This is a genomic window from Hyphomicrobium sp. MC8b (assembly GCF_905067615.1).
Lineage (GTDB): Bacteria > Pseudomonadota > Alphaproteobacteria > Rhizobiales > Hyphomicrobiaceae > Hyphomicrobium_B.
On the sequence record NZ_LR898465.1, the window covers coordinates 3,911,480 to 3,930,934 of the forward strand.

Annotated in this window: 17 protein-coding genes; 10 read left to right on the forward strand and 7 right to left on the reverse strand. The window is 60.9% G+C overall.

Annotated features, from left to right (window positions below; translation table 11 throughout):
* Positions 1–98: 98 nt before the first annotated feature.
* The gene (purM, locus tag ACLB1Z_RS18725) at positions 99–1,235 is read left to right on the forward strand and encodes a phosphoribosylformylglycinamidine cyclo-ligase (protein ID WP_409561190.1); all 1,137 of its coding nucleotides are present in this window, start codon (positions 99–101) and stop codon (positions 1,233–1,235) included.
* Positions 1,236–1,273: 38 nt separating this feature from the next.
* Here the strand turns inward: purM and ACLB1Z_RS18730 are convergent, their stop codons facing one another.
* Positions 1,274–3,094: a methanol/ethanol family PQQ-dependent dehydrogenase gene (locus ACLB1Z_RS18730; RefSeq protein ID WP_409561191.1), complete on the reverse strand. Its 1,821-nt coding sequence runs from the start codon at positions 3,092–3,094 to the stop codon at positions 1,274–1,276.
* Between the two features lie 252 nt (positions 3,095–3,346).
* On the opposite strand from ACLB1Z_RS18730, the gene ACLB1Z_RS18735 reads away from it, so the two are divergent.
* Positions 3,347–3,604 carry a hypothetical protein gene (locus ACLB1Z_RS18735; protein WP_409561192.1) on the forward strand — a complete coding sequence of 86 codons (258 nt, stop codon included), beginning with the start codon at positions 3,347–3,349 and terminating at the stop codon, positions 3,602–3,604.
* Positions 3,605–3,816: 212 nt separating this feature from the next.
* Entirely contained in the window at positions 3,817–4,920 is a 1,104-nt protein-coding gene (locus ACLB1Z_RS18740; protein WP_409561193.1) for a glycosyltransferase family 4 protein, read from the forward strand.
* A 74-nt stretch (positions 4,921–4,994) separates the two neighbouring features.
* Here the strand turns inward: ACLB1Z_RS18740 and ACLB1Z_RS18745 are convergent, their stop codons facing one another.
* Together ACLB1Z_RS18745 and ACLB1Z_RS18750 are read right to left on the reverse strand one after the other, a co-directional pair.
* Entirely contained in the window at positions 4,995–5,363 is a 369-nt protein-coding gene (locus tag ACLB1Z_RS18745; RefSeq protein WP_409561194.1) for a hypothetical protein, read from the reverse strand.
* Positions 5,364–5,519: 156 nt separating this feature from the next.
* Positions 5,520–6,827, reverse strand: a complete 1,308-nt coding sequence (locus ACLB1Z_RS18750; protein WP_409561195.1) for a glycosyltransferase — start codon at positions 6,825–6,827, stop codon at positions 5,520–5,522.
* Positions 6,828–7,057: 230 nt separating this feature from the next.
* Between ACLB1Z_RS18750 and purN the strand changes: the two genes are divergently transcribed.
* Together purN and ACLB1Z_RS18760 are read left to right on the forward strand one after the other, a co-directional pair.
* Positions 7,058–7,711 (forward strand): phosphoribosylglycinamide formyltransferase, encoded by a 654-nt coding sequence (gene purN / locus ACLB1Z_RS18755; RefSeq protein ID WP_409561196.1) that lies wholly within the window; start codon positions 7,058–7,060, stop codon positions 7,709–7,711.
* A 191-nt stretch (positions 7,712–7,902) separates the two neighbouring features.
* On the forward strand, positions 7,903–9,264 hold the full coding sequence (locus ACLB1Z_RS18760; RefSeq protein ID WP_409561197.1) for a cytochrome P450: 1,362 nt from the start codon (positions 7,903–7,905) through the stop codon (positions 9,262–9,264).
* Between the two features lie 497 nt (positions 9,265–9,761).
* Here the strand turns inward: ACLB1Z_RS18760 and ACLB1Z_RS18765 are convergent, their stop codons facing one another.
* Positions 9,762–10,004, reverse strand: coding sequence for a hypothetical protein (locus tag ACLB1Z_RS18765; protein WP_409561198.1), 243 nt, complete (start codon positions 10,002–10,004; stop codon positions 9,762–9,764).
* 101 nt (positions 10,005–10,105) lie between these two features.
* On the opposite strand from ACLB1Z_RS18765, the gene ACLB1Z_RS18770 reads away from it, so the two are divergent.
* A complete protein-coding gene (locus tag ACLB1Z_RS18770; protein WP_409561199.1) occupies positions 10,106–11,419 on the forward strand; it encodes a dicarboxylate/amino acid:cation symporter in 1,314 nt (437 codons plus the stop codon).
* Here ACLB1Z_RS18770 and ACLB1Z_RS18775 read toward each other — a convergent pair.
* Both ACLB1Z_RS18775 and ndk read right to left on the reverse strand, forming a co-directional pair.
* Entirely contained in the window at positions 11,416–11,925 is a 510-nt protein-coding gene (locus ACLB1Z_RS18775; protein WP_409561200.1) for a DinB family protein, read from the reverse strand. The two genes, ACLB1Z_RS18770 and ACLB1Z_RS18775, sit on opposite strands and share 4 nt — an antisense overlap.
* A gap of 58 nt (positions 11,926–11,983) precedes the next feature.
* Positions 11,984–12,406, reverse strand: coding sequence for a nucleoside-diphosphate kinase (gene ndk, locus ACLB1Z_RS18780; protein WP_409561201.1), 423 nt, complete (start codon positions 12,404–12,406; stop codon positions 11,984–11,986).
* Positions 12,407–12,648: 242 nt separating this feature from the next.
* Here ndk and ACLB1Z_RS18785 point away from each other — a divergent pair, with 242 nt between their 5' ends.
* The 4 genes from ACLB1Z_RS18785 (at position 12,649) to ACLB1Z_RS18800 (ending at position 16,840) form a co-directional block, all read left to right on the forward strand.
* Positions 12,649–14,073 (forward strand): DUF4339 domain-containing protein, encoded by a 1,425-nt coding sequence (locus tag ACLB1Z_RS18785; protein WP_409561202.1) that lies wholly within the window; start codon positions 12,649–12,651, stop codon positions 14,071–14,073.
* The gene (locus ACLB1Z_RS18790) at positions 14,073–14,423 is read left to right on the forward strand and encodes a DUF3147 family protein (RefSeq protein ID WP_409561203.1); all 351 of its coding nucleotides are present in this window, start codon (positions 14,073–14,075) and stop codon (positions 14,421–14,423) included. Before ACLB1Z_RS18785 ends, ACLB1Z_RS18790 begins: the two co-directional genes overlap by 1 nt.
* A gap of 39 nt (positions 14,424–14,462) precedes the next feature.
* A complete protein-coding gene (locus ACLB1Z_RS18795; RefSeq protein ID WP_409561204.1) occupies positions 14,463–16,364 on the forward strand; it encodes an ABC-F family ATP-binding cassette domain-containing protein in 1,902 nt (633 codons plus the stop codon).
* Between the two features lie 191 nt (positions 16,365–16,555).
* Positions 16,556–16,840: a hypothetical protein gene (locus ACLB1Z_RS18800; protein ID WP_409561205.1), complete on the forward strand. Its 285-nt coding sequence runs from the start codon at positions 16,556–16,558 to the stop codon at positions 16,838–16,840.
* 258 nt (positions 16,841–17,098) lie between these two features.
* Here ACLB1Z_RS18800 and glyS read toward each other — a convergent pair whose 3' ends face one another.
* The gene (glyS, locus tag ACLB1Z_RS18805; RefSeq protein WP_409561206.1) at positions 17,099–19,327 is read right to left on the reverse strand and encodes a glycine--tRNA ligase subunit beta; all 2,229 of its coding nucleotides are present in this window, start codon (positions 19,325–19,327) and stop codon (positions 17,099–17,101) included.
* Positions 19,328–19,455 lie beyond the last annotated feature (128 nt).

Below are 19,455 nucleotides of genomic sequence, written 5' to 3' on the forward strand. Positions count from 1 at the left end.
TGGGGCAAAAGTGAGTTTAACCGAACCTTTCCCCGCTGCGATGCTTGCAAGACCGCTCACCCTGTTGCATCCGGCATTCCAAACGACCACGAGGATTGATGTCCGCGGCTGACGAAAATTCGCAAAAACCCATCACCTACGCCGACGCGGGTGTCGATATTGACGCAGGAAATGCGCTTGTCGCAGCTATCAAGCCGCTGGCGAAGGCAACGAGCCGTCCGGGCGCCGACGTTGACCTTGGCGGGTTCGGCGGTCTCTTCGATTTAAAGCGCACGGGATTTCGCGATCCGATCCTTGTGGCCGCAAACGATGGCGTCGGTACGAAGCTCAAGATCGCGATCGACACGGGACGGCACGCGACCATCGGCATCGACCTCGTCGCGATGTGCGTGAACGATCTCGTCGTGCAGGGTGCCGAGCCGCTTTTCTTTCTCGATTATTTCGCGGTCGGGAAGCTCGACGTGAACGTCGCGCGCGATGTCATCGCGGGAATAGCGGAAGGCTGCCGGCTCGCCGGATGCGCGCTGATCGGTGGTGAGACGGCGGAGATGCCCGGCGTCTACAAAGGCGGCGACTATGATCTCGCAGGGTTCTCGGTCGGCGCGGTCGAACGCGACGAAATTCTGCCCCGCGCCGATGTCGGCGTCGGCGATATTCTAATCGGCCTTAAATCGTCGGGCGTGCATTCGAACGGCTACAGCCTCGTGCGCAAGCTCGTCGAACACGCCAAGCTCGACTGGGACGCGCCCGCGCCGTTTGCCCATTCGCAAAACGAGACGTTGTCGGAAGCGCTGCTGACGCCGACGCGGATCTACGTCAAACCGCTCCTCAGCGCGATCCGGGCGACGGGCGGCTCCGGCTTGAACGGCGCGATCAAGGCGCTGTCGCACATCACCGGCGGCGGACTTTCGGAGAACGTGCCACGGGTCATGCCGAAGGACGTTGCGGCGCGGATCGACCTGTCGTCATTCACAGCGCCGGGGGTGTTCGAATGGCTGGCGACGACGGGCAACATTCCGGACGCGGAGCTGCTGCGCACATTCAACTGCGGCATCGGCATGATCGCAGTCGTATCGAAGGCGCGTGCCGACGACGTGATCGCGGCGCTGACGTCGGCGGGCGAAGAACCTATCGTCATCGGCGACGTCATTCCGCCGACGGGCGAGAAATCCGAAGCCAAAGGCAAGGGCGAAGCCTGGGCCGTGAAGTACGACGGCAAGCTGCGGTTTTTCTGATCGTCGAGCCGATGGATCTCCGCGGCTTGAGCCGCCTTTCACGGCAGCGCGAACACCGTCAGTGTGCCGCCGAGACCTGTATAGCTCGATAGAGAAGCAAAGCCGCCGACTGCGCCGGAACCGTCTTCCGGATCGGTCAATCCGGCGGCGAGGCCGATGCCCGCCCATCCACCGACGCCTGAGAGGACGGCGACATATTGCTTGCCGTCGTGCATGTAGGTCATCGGATTGCCGACGATGCCGGACGGCGTCTTGAACTTGAAAAGTTCCTTGCCGGTCTTCTGGTCTACCGCTTTCAGATAGCCTTCTAGAGTGCCGTAAAAGACGATGCCGCCCGCCGTCGTCAGAGCGCCCGACCACACGGCGAAGCGTTCCGGCTTCGACCACACGGTTTTGCCTTTGGCGCCGTCCCACGCGATGAAAGCCCCGGTGTTGCCGTTTTCGCCCGGCGCGGGAAACATCGTCAACGTCGCGCCGACGTACGGCTGGCCGACCTGATACGACACCTTGAAAGCTTCCATATCCATGCAGAGGCGCGTCACCGGAACGTAGAACAGGCTGGTGAGCGGCGAATAGGCCGCCGGCTGCTGGTTCTTCGCGCCCATCGACGACGGGCAAATGCCTTTCGTCACGTCGTCCGTTCCCGTCTCGAACGGCGAGAACTTTTTATTGATGAGCGGGCGTCCGTATTGCGGATCGCTCTTGTCCGTCACGACCTTCGTCGCCCAATTGACGTCCGGCTCGAATTTTTCTGCGACGAGCAGCTCGCCGGTAACGCGATCCAACGTGTAGCCGAAGCCGTTACGGTCGAAGTGGGTCAGCGCCTTGCGCTTGACGCCATCAATATCGAGGTCGGTCAAGATAGGTTCATTGACGCCGTCATAGTCCCACTCATCGAACGGGGTCATCTGATAGACCCACTTGGCGATGCCGGTGTCGGCGTCACGGGCAAAAATCGTCTGCGACCATTTCTGGTCGATGCGCTTACCGCCGGGCCCTGCGCGCTGCACTGGGTTCCATGTCGAAGGATTGCCGGAGCCGTAGTAAACCAGATTGAGAGCCGGATCGAAGGCCATGTAGCCCCAGACCGGTCCGCCGCCGATCTTCCACTGGTCGCCGTTCCAAGTCTTGAGCGAGGAATCCTTGCCGACCGGCTTGCCGAGCGATGTCGTTTTGTCGGGGTCGATCAGCATGTCGGCGTCCGGTCCCATCGAATAGGCGCGCCAGACGCGATGGCCGGAATTCAAATCGTAGGCGGTGATGTAGCAGCGGACGCCAAACTCGCCGCCCGAGACACCGACGATCACCTTGTCTTTCACGACGAGCGGCGCACCGGTTCCTGACGCGCCATTCTTCGGATCGTCTTCCTTGACCTTCCAGATTTCCATGCCGGTCTTGGCGTCAAGCGCGATGAGCGAAGTATCGGCCGTATGCACGAGGATTTTGCCCTCGGCGTACTGCACGCCGCGGTCGACCGTGTCGCAACACATCACGGCAGCGGCGAACGGGTCCTGCTTGGGCTGGTACTTCCAGAGAATCTTCTGCTCATGCGCGAGGTCGAGCGCCATCACGACGTTCGGAAACGGCGTCACGAGGTACATGACATCGCCGATGACCAACGGGCCGCCTTCGTGGCCGCGCAACACGCCGGTCGAGAACGTCCACGCGACGCGAAGGTCGCCGACGTTCGAGGCGTTGATCTGATCGAGCTTCGAATAGCGGTGGCCGCTGTAGTCTCCCGATTGGATCGCCCAGTTGGCGGGATCGCTAGCGAGCGTTTGGACATCCTGGTTCGCTGACGCCTGGGTCGCGAAGCCCAATGCCGCCAAGACGGCCACGAGGCCCAAACACTTCGTCATTCCAATTCCTCCCGAGATCCGGCTTGGTCTCGGGCCCGGCATATCAGGACCCAAGACCCGGGCGTACCAGACTTTTGTCGGCCAGAGATGAAAACGCGGCAAGCTGAAGCGCCGACGGGGAAAATCCCGGAATTGCGCTGTTACTCGCGTCGCGCATTAACGACTTGCAATCCGGCGGTCAGCGAACTGCCACGGAACTGAAAAATTCCGCGTCTACTCACGCCGCTCCGTAAACTATACAGGAGCACCCACATGGCTGGCCCTACCTCAGACCTCGCTGTGGGCGAAATCATCGAGATCAAATATCGCGTGCCGCGTCCGGCATTCGACGGGCTGGCGGACGAGCAATTTTCCGACCGCTGGATCATGGCCGAGATCATCCATCGGGATGAGGACGCGCCGCCGATCGCCCGTCTCGCCGACGGGCAGTTTACCGATATCCGCGCCTATATGACGTGGCGCCGGATCGCCCAGCTCAGCGCGACTGACGTTGCACGATGCAAGTCTTGAGGCTTCGTAGAGGTTAAATTGCAGATTGTTCGGGCAATTCCTGCCAACTGTCACACAATCGAAAACTGGTGAGGTCAGAAGCGGATTAAAATACGCCGTTAGATAGATTCGGACCTGCTTCTCGTCATGCTCTCTGGCCCGCTCGGCGATTTTGCGGATCGCGCCGCTCACAGCCTGTCATCGGCGCGGCGCCCCAACATCGAGGTAGCGTGATGCGAATATTCATCGCGACCGACGCCTGGAAGCCGCAGGTCAACGGTGTCGTCCGCACCTACGAGAACCTGAAGCGCGAGCTTGATGCCGCCGGCCACACGGTCACGATCCTATCGCCGTTGGATTTCGCGACGCTGCCGTGTCCCGGCTATCGCGAGATCCGACTGGCGCTGGCGCGGCGGTCGCAGGTTGCCGCGCTGCTGAAAGAGGGCAATTACGATCACGTGCATATCGCGACGGAAGGGCCGATCGGGCTTGCGACGCGCGGCGTTTGCCTGCGCAAGGGCATTCGCTTCACGACGTCGTTCCACACGCGGTTTCCGGAGTACATCGAGGCCTACACCGGTCTACCGGCGTGGATCAGCTACGCGTTTCAGCGTTGGTTTCACCGACCCGGCATCGGCATGTTCGTGGCGACGCGATCGCTGAAGACGGAATTGTCGGGCCGCGGGTTCCGGCGGCTGATGCTGTGGTCGCGCGGCGTCGATACTGCGCAATTCAAGCCGCGCTCGAAAATGGGCGACGCTGAAGACGCCGCCGCCAAAGCCGGGCCGACGTTTCTCTACGTCGGCCGCGTCTCGCGCGAAAAGAATGTCGAGGCGTTCCTCAATCTCGATCTGCCGGGGAAGAAGGTCGTTGTCGGCGATGGGCCGATCCTCGGACTTCTGCGGAGCCGGTATCCCGATGTCGTCTTCAAGGGCGCCAAGACGGGCGAAGATCTGGCGCAGGAATATTCGAACGCCGACGTGTTCGTGTTTCCGAGCCGCACCGACACGTTCGGCCTGGTGCTGCTCGAAGCCATGGCTTCAGGTCTTGGCGTTGCTGCCTATCCGGTGACCGGGCCGATCGACGTCGTGACGCCCGGCGTGACCGGCTGCCTCGATGACGACCTGCGGGCGGCGGCACTTGCGGCGTTGAAGCTCGACCGCGATCGGGTGCGGGTGCAGGCCATGCGGCACGACTGGTCGCGCGTCGCCAATCTTTTCCTGGCGAACATCTATCAGGCGCGACGGGCAGCAGGGCTTGGCAAGCGTCTTGTCAAAGCGCACGCTGCGAAACACCTGCATATCAAGCCGCGGGCGACGGCGCGCCCGATCAGCTGATCGTTTCTCGCAGGGCGCAAACAAAAAAGCCGGAGCAACGCTCCGGCCTTCCCTTATCCTAATGTGTCGTGCGATCAGCGACGGTCGTCAAAGTCGCCCAGACGATTGAAGCAATCCTGAAGTCCCTGAGACCGGAAGAGCTGATCGCGTGCCAAGTCGGCGCGCCGAGCCCATCTGCACCAGCGAAAATGGTTGCGGGTATCAGTATCCCATTGCGGACCGCGGAAACCACAACGATAGCGGATATTGGCATCAGCCTGAACCTGCGCGATGCGGGCATAGACTTCGCAACTCGCCCGTTTGCCTTCGACATCGCCGCGGCGATCGTCCTTGCCGAAGCGGAAGCTGAAGCCGCGATCATCCAGCCGAATGGTCTGAGATGTGGCGGTCCCGGCAGTTCCTGCGATGATGATAGCAGCCAGGATGATCCTTGAGCTGAGCATGTTTTCTCCTCGTTCTTTGACGCTCGCGCCTATACGAGGAGAATTTGGCCTGACTGTTGCGCTAACATGGCGTCATCGCGGTGCGCATCGAAAACGAAGTTCACTGCCGATTGCGGGCGATCTCGCATTTATCCGTTGACGTCTTCGTTGCGCACTTTAAGCGGCGACGACCTGCGAAGCGCCGGTGTGCGCGGCGTCGCCTGCCGGCCCGCCGAGGAGCTTCTTGATAATCTCGACGGCGTTGGCGGCGCCGTCTTCCTGCTCCATGGCTCGGCCGATCTCGGCGGCCCTCAGCGCATATGATGGATTGGTCGCCACGTCGCGGATGCGGGCTGTCAGCGCCTCAAGCGTCCAGTCCTGGATCGGGAGCTGGTCCGGCCCGGCGCCGAGCTGGAAGATCCGATGACCCCAGTATTTTTGATCCATCATGAAGGGACCGACGAAGCTTGGGCGTCCGGCACGCAAGGCTGACGTCGTCGTGCCGAGGCCGCCATGATGGATGACGGCGCCGACTTCGCGGAACAGTTTATCGTGCGGCACGAACTGGTCGATCAGATGGAAGTTGGCGGACAATGGCACGCGATCGAACTCGCCGCGCCCCTTGCCGAGGATCACACGCTGTCCGGCCGCCTCGCAGGCGCGCAAGATCATCTCGGTGCGTTCAAGGCCAAGCGCGGGCATGCTGCCGAAGCCGACGTAGATCGGACGCGGTCCGTCGGCCAGAAACTCCGCGAGCTTGCCGGATGGACGCCAATTCGGCGCCTCATCGCGGAACCAGTAACCTGTGAAGTAGATCTCGTCGCCTTCCGTGCTCGCGCGCGGCTGCAGAACGGGGCTGACGGGGTAGAGGACGGATGCACGCTTGCCGTGGACGCGATGCGGATGCTTCATCCAGAACGACCGGCCAAGGCCCAGCGACTTTCGGATCTCGCCGATGACACGCCGATAGGCCAGCCGCTGCAGTCCGAGCGTCTTGTAGCCGTACCGGTTCCAGGCTGGGATGCCGGTTCCGGGAATGACCGACAACAGGTTTTCGGCCGACGGCGAAACGGAGCCGAGACCGGCCATGACGGCGGGGATGTTTCGTGCTTCGGCGATTTCACCGGCGACCGAGATGACGGGATGAAAGATCATGGCATCGGCATCCGCCGTGGCCGCGACGGAATCGAGAAGGATGCTCTCGAACAGCGATCGCATGTCGGGGCCGGGGCTCAGCCATTTCTTGACCGTGACGAGCGTATGGGCGCCGGCGATCTCCGCCATCTCGCCCTCTTTCATGAACTTCGAAAAATCCGTGCCGCAGCGGCGCGCTTCGAGCCCCTTGCTGCGGACGTAGTCCATGAAGTCTTCGGGAGCTGCGACGCTGACTTCGTAGCCAGCCTCTTTGAGCGCCAAGCCGAGGGCAACCATGGGCCCGACGTCGCCCAGCGTTCCAACGGTAAGCAATGAAATCCGGCGTGCCATTTCGACCCGATTTTGCAGATAACTGACCGCCGCGCGGCAGAAGCGCCGCTGACGTATCAGTCGCCCATTTCTGCGATCGTGGCCCCCGATCCCTTTCAGAATGCGTAAGGTGACACCCTGCTGCAACAACGGTCGTCAACCATGGCTAACAAACCCTGCGGCTCGTGGCGTTCATGTCTCACCTCAGATGCACTCGCGCACCGAAGCCTGCTCTGCTATTCCGGGCGGCCATGAGCACCAAGAAACGCACCGCCATTTTGATCTCCGGCCGCGGCTCGAACATGCAGTCGCTGGTGGCCGCTGCACGCGCCCCCGACTATCCGGCCGAGATCGTGCTTGTCGCTTCGAACCGGCCTGATGCCGCGGGTATCGCGTGGGCAGTGGAGCAGGGGCTGCCGACGGTCATCATCGACCACAAGGGCTACGGGTCGCGCGCGGCGTTCGAGCGGGCGCTCCAGTCGGCGCTTGATACGCACCATGTCGAGCTTGTCGCGCTTGCGGGCTTCATGCGGCTGATGACGCCCGAATTCGTCGCGCATTGGCAGAATCGGATGATCAACATCCATCCGTCGCTGCTGCCGAGCTTCAAGGGCCTGCACACGCACGAGCAGGCGATTGCGGCTGGCGTGAAGATCGCGGGCTGCACGGTTCATTATGTCCGGCCGGAGATGGATGCCGGCCCAATCATCGCGCAGGCGGCCGTTTCAGTCCTATCGAGTGATACCGCGGAGACACTCGCGGCCAAGATCCTCAAAGTGGAACACCGAGTTTACCCGGCAGCGTTAAGACTTGTCGCCGCAGGGCAGGTATGCTGCGAAGGGGAGAAAATTGTTATATCTTCGGAAGTTAGCCAAACAAACCCACTGTACTCTCCAGTGATCTGATCCACAGCGTCATTTGCTGGTTACCTTGCACTGGCCGTCGCATGGACAGGCACCCCCCAAACCGTGGTATTTCTATGGCTTCCGGAGAGGGAGATCCGGCGACCGAAGTGCAGCGCGAGCCCGATGGGCGCACGAAGCGCCCGCAAGGCTGATACGCGCACCGCTCCTCCGGTCCCGAATGGAGAATGCCTATGGAAACGACCCCCAGCCACACCCTGGGTCTCGGCGACGAATCTAGCATCTGGTTCAACCTGACGCCGCTATTGCGCGGCGATCCGGATAATCCGATGCGCATCCTCATGCAGATGATGGACCGTTACGGTCCTGTCCTGCCGGTCAATATGGCCAATCAACGTGTCGTGCTTATTTCAGAGCCCGAATATTTCAAGCACGTGCTGGTCACTAAAGCCGACAACTACATCAAATACTTCGACGGCCTGAAGCCGATCTTCGGCAAGTCGATGATCACGAACGACGGTGCGCTCTGGCAGAAGATCCGGATGCCGCAGCAGCCCGCGTTCCACCCCGACATGTTCGCCGAGTACATTCCGTACTTCCTGCGCGCGATCGATACGAAGATGGCGCTCTGGGCCGACCTTGCGAAAAGCGGCGAGACGGTCGAGATGGTCGAACAGACGTGGACTCTTGCTGCGGACATGATCTGCAAGGCGCTGTTTGACCGCGATATGCCGTTCAATCCGCACGTCGTGTTCAAGTGCGTGAAGACCTATACCGACGTCATGAACCATCGTGACATTCGTCTGCGCAAACAGGCGGGCGAGGTCTTCGAGTTGACCGACGAAGATCCCGCAAAGGCGATGGAAGTGTGGGCGAGCGTGCCCCCGGCCGTCATGGGCGCCGATCCGCGCGAAATGCGCGAGCGTACGCTGCTGAAGATGATCGAGGAGACGGTTGCCGATCCTTCCGTTCCGGAATTCGACCAGCAGCAGGCCATCGACGAGCTGAAACAGTATCTGTGGGCCGGCACCGAGACGACGGCTTTGACGCTGGCGTGGGCGCTTTATGAGACGTCGCGGCGGCCGGAAATGGCCGAACGGATTCGTCGCGAAGGCGAGCAGGTCTACGGCGATCGCGAACCGACGGCGGCGGATTATTCCGGCCTCGCCTATACGCGCGCTGTCATCCAGGAAACGATGCGCATCTATCCGCCCGTCTGGAGCCTCATCCGCATCGCCGCGGCCGAAGACGAAATCGGCGGCGTCAAGATCAACCCGGGTGACCGCGTGTCGATCTTCAGCTACGGCGCGCACCACAATCCGAAATTCTGGCCCGAGCCTGAGTCCTTCCAGCCTGAGCGCTGGATGGCGGGCAACGCCAAGAAGCAAGTGAAATATAGCTATCTGCCGTTCGGTGCCGGCAAGCGTTCATGCATCGGTGGCGCGATGAGCCAAGTCGAGAACACGCTGGCGCTGTCGCGTCTTCTGCGTCGCTTCCGGCCCGAGTATGTCGGCAAGGATCCGGCTGGGCTCAACGCGACGGTGACGCTGACGCCGAAGGGCGGCTTGAAATTCAAAATCCACGAGCTGAGCTGACGCTTGTTGCCAGCGAATTGACGTTGAGATGCAGAATGGCCGGGAAATCGTCCCGGCCATTTCTTTTTCAGAACTTTTCAGCCGGATTTGCACTCAAGTCGTGCGCGTAACATCGCGTTACTCAATTTGATTCCTTGTTCGTGAATACCATTCGCAATGTTTTCCACAGGCAATATCGCGCCGCGATACAGGCTTTTACGCCCGCAAAGTGCTCAGGAAAGTGCAAATTCGAGTTGTAGAGCGGCTCGCATACGCGAGAGTGCCGGGTTTCCTGCACTGGTTAATGCTGTCATAGTCTCTGCACGTTAATGAATTAATAGCACATTCTGGATGTCACTGCCCCCCGTGTCGTCCAGACACAGCCGAAACGCCTACGTTCCAAACTCCAGGAGGCCCTCACCATGGAGTCCGTGAGAACCGTCGTACTTGGCAAGCCCGTCTTCTTGTTGACGGGTGCAAAACCGCGCAGATCGAAAGAAAAGAACGTAGCGGTTGCGCTAGACGTGGAAGCGCCCGAGAAATTGATAGAAACTGCACGCCGCAACCCCGATGCCGTTGCCTTCGGGTTCGTCGCGGGAAGTTGGGTCGCGGCCGCCTAAGCGCCGTCCACCGTCCGGCCTGCGGATGCGTCGGTGCGCATCTTTGGCAGCCGGACGAAGCGCCACGAGGGTCAGTTCCGCCGCATTCGGCGCGACCCTCGCGGCGAATTCCACATTTGCCTTTGCCACCGGCTTTCGCATTCAACCATCGAACGAGATATTTCTGCGGCCGGAAACTATCGCGCCCGGAATGTCATCGTTAGTGTGCCGCCACTCAATCGAACAAGGCGCGCACATCCCTCATGCATCAAGACCACGAAACCATTCTCGCGGAGCCACGAGGGAAGCCGTTCTATACCTATCTCTACTTCCAGGTCCTGACGGCGATCGCTCTGGGCGTTGGTCTTGGGCATCTCTACCCAGCCGCAGGCGAAGCGATGAAGCCGCTGGGCGACGGCTTCGTCAAACTCATCAAGATGCTGATCGGGCCGATCATCTTCGTTACGGTCGTGCACGGCATCGCGTCGATGGGCGACCTGAAAAAGGTCGGACGGGTCGGCATTAAAGCCCTCATCTACTTCGAGGTCCTCACGACGCTGGCGCTCGTCATCGGTCTGGTCGTCGTCAACGTTCTGAAGCCCGGTGCCGGCATGAACGTCGATATCGCGTCGCTCGATGCGAAGGCCGTCGCAAGCTTCGTTGCGAAATCGAAGGAAGAGTCGGCGGTCGGCTTCATTCTCGACATTATCCCGAACACGTTTCTCAGCGGCTTTGTCGACGGCAATATCCTGCAGGTTTTGCTGGTCGCCCTGCTCTTTGCGTTCGGGCTGCAGTCGCTTGGGCCGCGCGGCAAGCCCATGCTTGATCTGGTCGCACAGATTGGCGACGTGCTGTTCAAGATGGTCGGCTTCATTATGAAGCTGGCGCCCATTGGTGCGTTCGGAGCGATGGCCTTCACGGTCGGGCGATACGGCATCGACAAGCTGTCGAGCCTCGCCTTTCTGATGTTCGCCTTCTATCTGACGTGCCTGATCTTCCTGTTCGGCGTGCTGGGCGTAATCGCGTGGCTGTCAGGCTTTTCGATCCTGCGCTATCTCGCCTACATCAAGGACGAGTTGCTGATCGTTCTTGGAACGTCGTCGTCGGAGAGCGTCCTGCCACGCCTCATTGCCAAGATGCGCAAGGCCGGCTGTGAGGAAAGCGTGGTCGGGCTCGTCGTACCGACCGGGTATTCGTTCAATCTCGACGGCACCTGCATTTACCTGACGATGGCCGCGATTTTCCTGGCACAGGCGACGAACACCGAGCTCACGATCTGGCATGAGGTGTCGATCCTCGGCGTATTGCTTCTCACGTCGAAAGGCGCTGCAGGCGTTACGGGATCGGGCTTCATCACATTGGCCGCGACGCTCAGCACGACATCGCATATTCCGGTTGCGTCACTGGCGCTGATCCTCGGGATCGACCGCTTCATGTCGGAAGGCCGGGCGCTGATGAACCTGATCGGCAATGGCATCGCGACCATTGTGATCGCCAAGTCCGAAGGCGCGATCGATGAGGAGACGTTCGAGCGGGAGCTGGGCGGAAACGGCGGTGTTATTGCCGACGCCGCCTAAGCGGGATCGGGCGAAAACGGCAGATCCGTCACGCCGGGATTGATGCCGAAGCCCGTCAGCATCGCATTCACCTGACCGCGATGATGGGTCTGGTGATTGAAGATGTGCATGAGGATCAGGGCTTTCGGACGGGTCATCTCACGCCCGGCCGAACCTGAATACCAGGTCAAATCGCCTTCACAGCCGGATGCTTCGAAGCGATCGGTCCAATCTTCAATGACGCGGTCGAAGCGCTGGCGCTCGGCTTTCAGAGCGTCCCAGTCCTCGAATAATGTTGTGCTATCGGAAAGAGCGGGCTTGGCTGGCGGCGAAGCTGCATCGAACCGCGACAGCCACATCTGATCAGCCCAGAGAATATGGTTCAGCGTGGCGTGGATCGAGCTGAAGAACGCACCGCGATTATCTTTCCGCTGGGCGTCCGTCAGTTGTTCGCAGGCCCGGTAGACGCTGGCGTTCTGCCAACGGTTGTAGCGGGCCATTGTGCGGAGGTAGGACGGCGAAATCATCGCCATTTTCCTTGGCATTGCAGAGGCCGGAGCGCACGCGGCGCTCCGGCCAAGATTTTTAACCAACGATCTCGTCGAGGCGGAAATTCAAGGCAATTTCGCGCTCGGCGGCTGCCGGGCTGTCAGATCCGTGCGTCGAATTGGAGCCCTTCGACTCTGCGAAAAGCTTCCGAATGGTGCCCTCGGCGGCTTCCTTCGGGTCGGTCGCGCCCATCACTTCACGATACTTTGCGATGGCGTTTTCGCCTTCCAGCGCCTGCAGAACGATCGGGCCGGAGGTCATGAAATCCACGAGTTCGCCGTAAAAAGGCCGTGCCTTGTGTTCTTCATAGAACTTCTCGGCCTGGGCGCGGGTCCAGCGGACGCGCTTCTGAGCCACGATGCGCAGACCCGCATCTTCGATCACGGCGTTGATCTTACCGGTAAGATTGCGGCGCGTGGCGTCGGGTTTGATGATGGAAAACGTGCGTTCGATGGCCATAAGTCTGTCTCGCTTTACGGATTTTATGTGGGTTCCGCGGGCTTATAGCGACGCGCACCGCCGCCAGCAAGCGCTGGACCGTCGCCCCGCAGAGCATTCGGTTGCACGTCACACGCGAAAGTGGAGTTTTACCGCATAATCGCCCGATTGACGCGCGCAACTACGTATGAACAGTGTGGGCCGGCGAAGAGCGCACGGTCTGGGGGTTAGGCAGCGATGCCTACGTGTGCGAAGAAGCGATGATGACGGCACAGGCCAACGACATTCAGTGGTATATCGCCCGCGACGGTAAGCAGCACGGGCCGTTGACCGATATCGAAATGCGCACATTCGTCGCGCATAACTATCTGCGTATCAGCGATCTGATCTGGCGGCCCGGAATGCCGGAATGGCAATCGGCGCCGAACGTATTTCCGACGGCATTCGAGGCGCTCGGACAAGAGCCGAAGCAGATCGCTGCTTCGCCGTCCGCGCCAGCCGCTCAGCCACAGGCGATGTCCTACGGGCAAGCAAAAGCGCAACATGATCAGCGTGGCATCGACTATGAGAGCGACGCGGCACCTCGGCCCGACCGCAGCAATCTCATCAAACGGCTGGCGCTTGCCGGCGTCGCGATCATGGTCATTGGCGGCGGCGCGTTCGCATTCACGAATTATCGGGGCGCCATCATGGGTATGGTCGGCGGCTCGAATGGCACGACCGCGGACAATGCGCCGGTCGTCGCTGCGCCATCCGATCCATCGTCGACTGCGACGACGGCGGCGGCTTCCGCCGATCAATCGGCCCCACCCGCAGCCACCGATGCGGCGCAGACCGCGTCCAATGCAAGCGCTCCGGCCGCTACGCCGACGAACGACGTAATTTCATCTGCGCCTCCGGCCGACGCAACGACGACCTCGTCCGTTTCGCCGTCGGCTTCGGACGCGTCTTCCTCCGCGCCGCCATCGTCGCAGACGCAGGTTGCCGCCGTTGAACCGCAATCGCCGACGCCGCCATCGCCGCCTGCCGTTGACGGCTCGCCGCTCGATCTGCGCCTGCAGACCGTTCCGGTATGGGCACTCATCAAGCGCGAATATCCGGATTGGTATTCGAACGAAATCTCATCGGCCAACAAGCTCGTTGCTGACAACAAGCCCGATAGCGATGTCGCGACGCTCTTAGCGCAGGGTCTCGTTACGCTTCGCCGCCAGAATGCGGAAAAGGCCCTTGAGGCAAGCCCAGAGAAGCTGCAAGCGATCGCAGAAGCGTTCCTCAATCATCTCAAGGCGCTCAGGGCGCAAAGCGTCAGCGCCTGCTTCGGCTTTATCTCAAAGGGCGAGATGAGCCCGGCCGTGATCCAGACAATGGAACACCCAGAGACCGCGACGGCGCTTAACGCCCAAACCGACGCGATTTTCGAGGCCATCTCCGAGGGATCGAAAAATCCGGTCAAGCACGACTCGGCGGTCAAGAGCGACTACGACATCCTGATCAAGGAACTCGGCAAGCTCGGCTGGAAGGAAGAAGACCTGCAGGTGTTCTCCAATCCGACGCTGCTCGCGAAGCGCGAGCCGGAGCAAGTGTGCAAGATGGTGCAGGAATGGTTCATCGCGCACTTGGCCGTGCAGGATAAAGCTGTCCGCGACCGCCTGCTCTACGAAACGCTGAAGCCTGTGGTGTCCGGCTGATGCTTTACACCGCGCTCAAAGTTTTTTTGACCGCGGGTTTGGTTGTCGCAATCTCCGAAATCGCGAAGCGCTCGACGGTCTTTGGCGGCATCGTTGCCTCGCTGCCGTTGACATCGCTGCTGGCTTTCATTTGGCTCTACGGCGAGACCGGCGATACGGCCAAGATCGCGAGCCTTTCGACGAGCATCTTTTGGTATGTGCTGCCGTCTCTCGTGCTGTTTCTGGCGCTGCCGATGTTGCTCGGGCAGGGATTCGGCTTTTGGTTAAGCCTCGCCATCGCCTCGGCGCTGACGTTCGCGGCCTATCTGGTGATGACGGCAGCGCTCGCCCGCTTCGGCGTTACGCTCTGACCCGGTGACAGCGGGCGGCGGACCGGCTATCGCGATGCCATGCTGCATATCAACGATCTCACCTATCGCATCGAAGGCCGGCCGATCCTGGATCAGGCGACAGCCGCCATTCCGTCAGGCCACAAAGTCGGGCTCGTCGGCCGCAACGGCGCGGGCAAATCCACGCTGCTGCGTTTGCTGAAAGGCGAGATCGCGCCCGACGACGGCTCGATTTCCATTCCGAAGAATGCGCGGCTCGGTCATGTGGCGCAGGAAGCGCCGGGCGGCGACGAGAGCCTGATCGACTGGGTGCTGTCGGCCGATACCGAGCGCGCGAGCCTGCTGGCCGAGGCGGAGACCGCGACCGATCCGGAACGCATCGCGGAAATTCAAATGCGGTTGACCGACATCGACGCGCACTCGGCACCGGCGCGGGCGGCGCGCATTCTATCGGGCCTCGGTTTCGACGAAGAGGCGCAGCGGCGCGCGTGCCGGGAATTTTCCGGCGGCTGGCGCATGCGCGTTGCGCTCGGTGCGATCCTGTTCCTGAAGCCCGACATCCTGCTGCTCGACGAGCCGACGAACTATCTCGATCTTGAAGGCACGCTCTGGCTCGAAAACCATCTGAAGAGCTATCCGCACACGGTGCTGATCGTCAGCCACGACCGGGATCTGTTGAACAGCGCGGTGACCGAGATCCTGCATTTGGACAAGGGTAAGCTGACGCTTTATGCGGGCGGCTACGACGATTTCGAGGAAACGCGCCGCGAGCGGCAGCGTCTCGAAATGAAGCTCAAGAAGAAGCAGGACGAGCAGCGCAAGCATTTGCAGGCATTCATCGACCGCTTCAAGGCGAAGGCGAGCAAAGCCGCGCAGGCGCAGAGCCGTGTCAAGGCGCTCGCCAAGATGCAGCCGATCGCGGCGCAGGTCGATGATCGCGTCGTGCCGTTTCATTTTCCCGATCCGCAGAAGATTATCGCCAGTCCGCTGCTGCGGATCGAGAAGGCGAGCGCGGGCTATGAAGCCGATCATCCGATTTTGTCGGGCATCGACTTGCGTATCGACAACGACGACCGCATCGCGCTGCTGGGCCAGAACGGCAACGGTAAATCGACGCTCGCGAAACTGATTGCTGGCCGGCTGAAGCCGCTATCGGGCGATGTTTTCGGCGCGCAGAAAATCGAAGTCGGATATTTCGCGCAGCATCAGCTCGACGACTTGCTGCCGACTGCGACGCCGTACGACTACATGGTGAAGCTGATGCCGGAGGCGACCGAAGCGCAACGGCGCACCAAGCTCGGCACATTCGGTTTCAGTGCCGACAAAGCCGATACGGCGTGCGGGAAACTTTCAGGCGGCGAGAAAGCGCGCTTGCTGTTGGCGCTGACGGCGTTCCACGGTCCGCACGTTCTCATCCTCGACGAGCCGACAAACCATCTCGACGTCGACAGCCGCGAGGCGCTCATTCACGCGCTGATGGAATACAACGGCACCGTCATCCTCATCAGCCACGACCGGCATTTGATAGAGGCGACGGCCGACCGGCTTTGGCTGGTGCGCAACGGCACCGTGAAGCCCTACGACGGCGACATGGAAAGCTATCGCGCGTTGCTGCTCGAAGAGCGCGGGGCGCGAACGTCGGATCGGCGCGACGAAAGCGGAAGCGACGCGCGGACGTCGCGCACGGATCAGCGCCGGGCGGCGGCCGAAAAGCGAGCCGAGCTGGCGCCACTCAAGAAAGCCATGCAGGCGGCCGAGAAGCACGTCGACAAACTGGCGAAGGAGATTGCGGCTCTCGATGCCCTCTTGGGAGACGCGGAGATTTATTCTTCCAACCCGCAAAAGGCGCAGGCCGCCGCCCAGCAACGCGGACAGTTCGCCCGCGACCTGCAGGCCGCCGAGGATGCCTGGCTGGAGGCCACGGAAGCCTACGAAGAGGCGTCGGCAGCCGCGGAGGCTTAGGCCAAGCGGCTATGGCCTCTTTTTTTCAGTGCGTTTTGAAAAAGATGGGCAATTTTGCGAAATCGCCGCGCCTATCCACATCTGGACGAAACGAATTTCGGAACCCATTTCACGATCCAGAAGTTCAACGGAACGCGCAGGCTAAGTGCTCCCCCCATTTCCCCCCGCGTACTGCGCAAGCGAGAACGATCATGGACCAGAAATTCGTCTACCATCCCCTCAATCGCACGAATGCGCCGCGCGCCCGTGTTGCGAGCGCGAAGTTGGTCGTTTCTGAGTATCTTGCGTACGTTACGATGCTTTCCGCGGCGGTCGTTATTGCGATCATTACGTTCGCTTACGCCGCGAACGTCACAGTGCATTGGCTTCACATCATGAACGGCCCTGGCTTCTTTACGTCGGAGGCGCAGCCGGTTTCACAGACCGATGTGAAGCCGTTCGCGCCCGCAAAGGTCGCAATGATTTCTGCGCATTGAGTTTGTTGTTCCTCCACGCCTCGTGATCCTGATCCTCGGGCTTAAACCCGAGGACTTTTTTGAAGCGCTTGCGATGGGGGCCACCGCCCAACAAACGTCATCCCGGCGCAGGCCGGGATCCAGGCAAGCTTTTTGCAAGCGATAAGCTGAAGCTTGTCTGGGTGCCGACCTCCGTCGGCATGACGGTGGTGGGGCTATAGCGAGACCATCACCTTTCGGCGTCGGCGACCAGCATTCCAGGCCCGCCGCCGATGTTTTTCAGCCGCTGATCTTTGAGAAATCGGCGACGGTGAGCGTCGCGGCGCGGATTTCCGACAAGAGGCGCAGACGGTTTTCGCGGACCTGTTTGTCGTCGGCGTTGACGAGGATTTTCTCGAAGAACGCATCGACCGGCGCACGAAGTTCCGACAGCGCGCGCATGGCGCCGGCGAAATTTTCCACCTGGATGGCCGACGTCGTGTCCTGCTTCACCGCTTCGATGGCGGCGGCCAGCGCGATTTCCTCTTTCTCTTTGAGAAGCGCCAAGTCGTAGGGACCGGCGTAGGATTTCTTATCCTTCTTCTCTTCGATCGAGAGGATGTTCGCGGCACGCTTGACGCCTGCGAGCAGGTTCGTGCCGTCGTCGGTTTTCAGGAATGCGTCGAGGGCTTCGACACGCTTCACGATGAGCGCCAGATCGTCCTGACCGCCGAGCGAGAACACGGCGTCGATCAGGTCGTGGCGCTTGCCCTGGTCTTTAAGGAAGACTTTCAGACGATCGGCGAAGAAGGAGAGGAGGTCAAGTGCCTTCTCCATAGCTTCGTCAGCAATTTTCTCTAATCGCTCTTCCTTGTCCACAAAGTCAGATGCGATCGTTTCTGCTCGAATTTTTCCAATTGTCCGCTGCTCGAACTTCGCGGTGTAAAGCTGCCCAAGGGCATCTAATTTTGTTTTTAGTTCGCCAATGTGAATTTGCTTGGTAACCGCTGCGAACGGCTTTGCGGTGCTGTGAAATAAATTCAGCCGCAGATCATTCTCAAGCACGATGCGGATGACGCCGAGGGCGGCGCGGCGGAGCTGGTAGGGGTCGCCGGAGCCGGTTGGCTTTTCGCCGATGGCCCAGAAGCCGACGAGGGTGTCGAGCTTGTCTGCGAGCGCGACGGCGACCGCGACGGCGTCGCCCTGATCCTCACGCGGAACCGTATCGGTCGGGCCTTTCGGTTTGTAGTGCAGCTCCAGCGCGCGGGCGATCTCAGGTTTGGTGCCGACGTGCTCGGCGTAGTAGCGGCCCATCAGGCCCTGAAGCTCGGGGAATTCGCCAACCATTTCTGACACGAGATCGGCCTTGCACAGACCCGCGGCGCGGCGTGCATCCTGCGGATCGGCGTCGCATGCACCAGCGAGTTCAAACGCCAACTGCTCAATGCGCTCGACGCGATCTTTCTGGCTGCCGAGCTTCTCGTGGAACGTGATGTGCGCGAGCTTGCCTGCCATCTCGCCGAGCGGATGCTTCAGGTCCTGCTCCCAGAAGAACTTCGCATCCGACAAGCGCGCGCGAATGACCTTCTCGTTGCCCGAGACGATCTGCGCGCCACCATCTTTTGCGACGAGGTTCGAGACGAGCAGGAATTTGTTCGCGAGCTTCTTCGACTTCGGATCGCGCACCGAGAAGCACTTCTGATGCATCTTCATCGATGTGGTCAGAACTTCGCCGGGCACTTCAAGAAACGCTTTTTCGAATGAGCCCATCAGCACGACCGGCCATTCGGTAAGACCGGCGTTCTCGGCCATCAACGCTTCGTCTTCGACGAGTTCGAGCTTGGCTTCCTTGGCGAGCGCGTGTGCCTGCTCGGAGATCGCGGCCGCGCGTTTCGCGGGATCGAGAATGACGTGATGGCTCTCGAGCTTCTCCTGATAGTCGGCGAAGCTTTTGACCTTGAACGGTCCGGGACCGAGGAAGCGATGGCCGCGCGTCTCGTGACCTGAAGCGATCCCGTTGATCTCGAACGGCACGACCTTGCCGCCGAGCAGGCAGAGGATCGACTGCAATGGGCGCACCCACTGGAAGGTCGAGGAGCCCCAGCGCATCGACTTCGGCCAGGGGAATTTTGCGGCAACGTCCGTCACCGTTTCGGCGATGATTTCGGGCGCGGCGCGGCCGGGCTTTTCGATCTTGGCGACGTAGTAGTCGCCTTTCTTCTCATCCTTGACGACGGTCGCATCGGAGATCGACGCGAGACCGGCGGACTTCAGAAAACCTTGAACAGCCTGCTCAGGCGCGCCGACGCGCGGGCCTTTCTTTTCATCAGAAATGGCGGGCGAGCCGTGAGGTACGTTCTCGATAACGAGCGTCAGGCGGCGCGGCGTCGAAAAGGCGCGCGCTTCGCCGACGTCGAGGCCGCGTGCTTTCAGGCCTTCAACGACGAGGCGCTTCAAATCATCCGCCGCACGCAATTGCATGCGCGCCGGAATCTCCTCCGACAGAAGCTCAAGTAGAAGTTCAGACATTCAGGATCGATCTCGCGAGACTGGCTCTTTCCCAGTCATACAGGAAAGAGTGGGGTGAGGGGTGGAATTGCAGGGTGCTGCTTTCGCCCCCTCACCCTGTGTCTCTCCCCGCCGCGAAGCCGCAACGG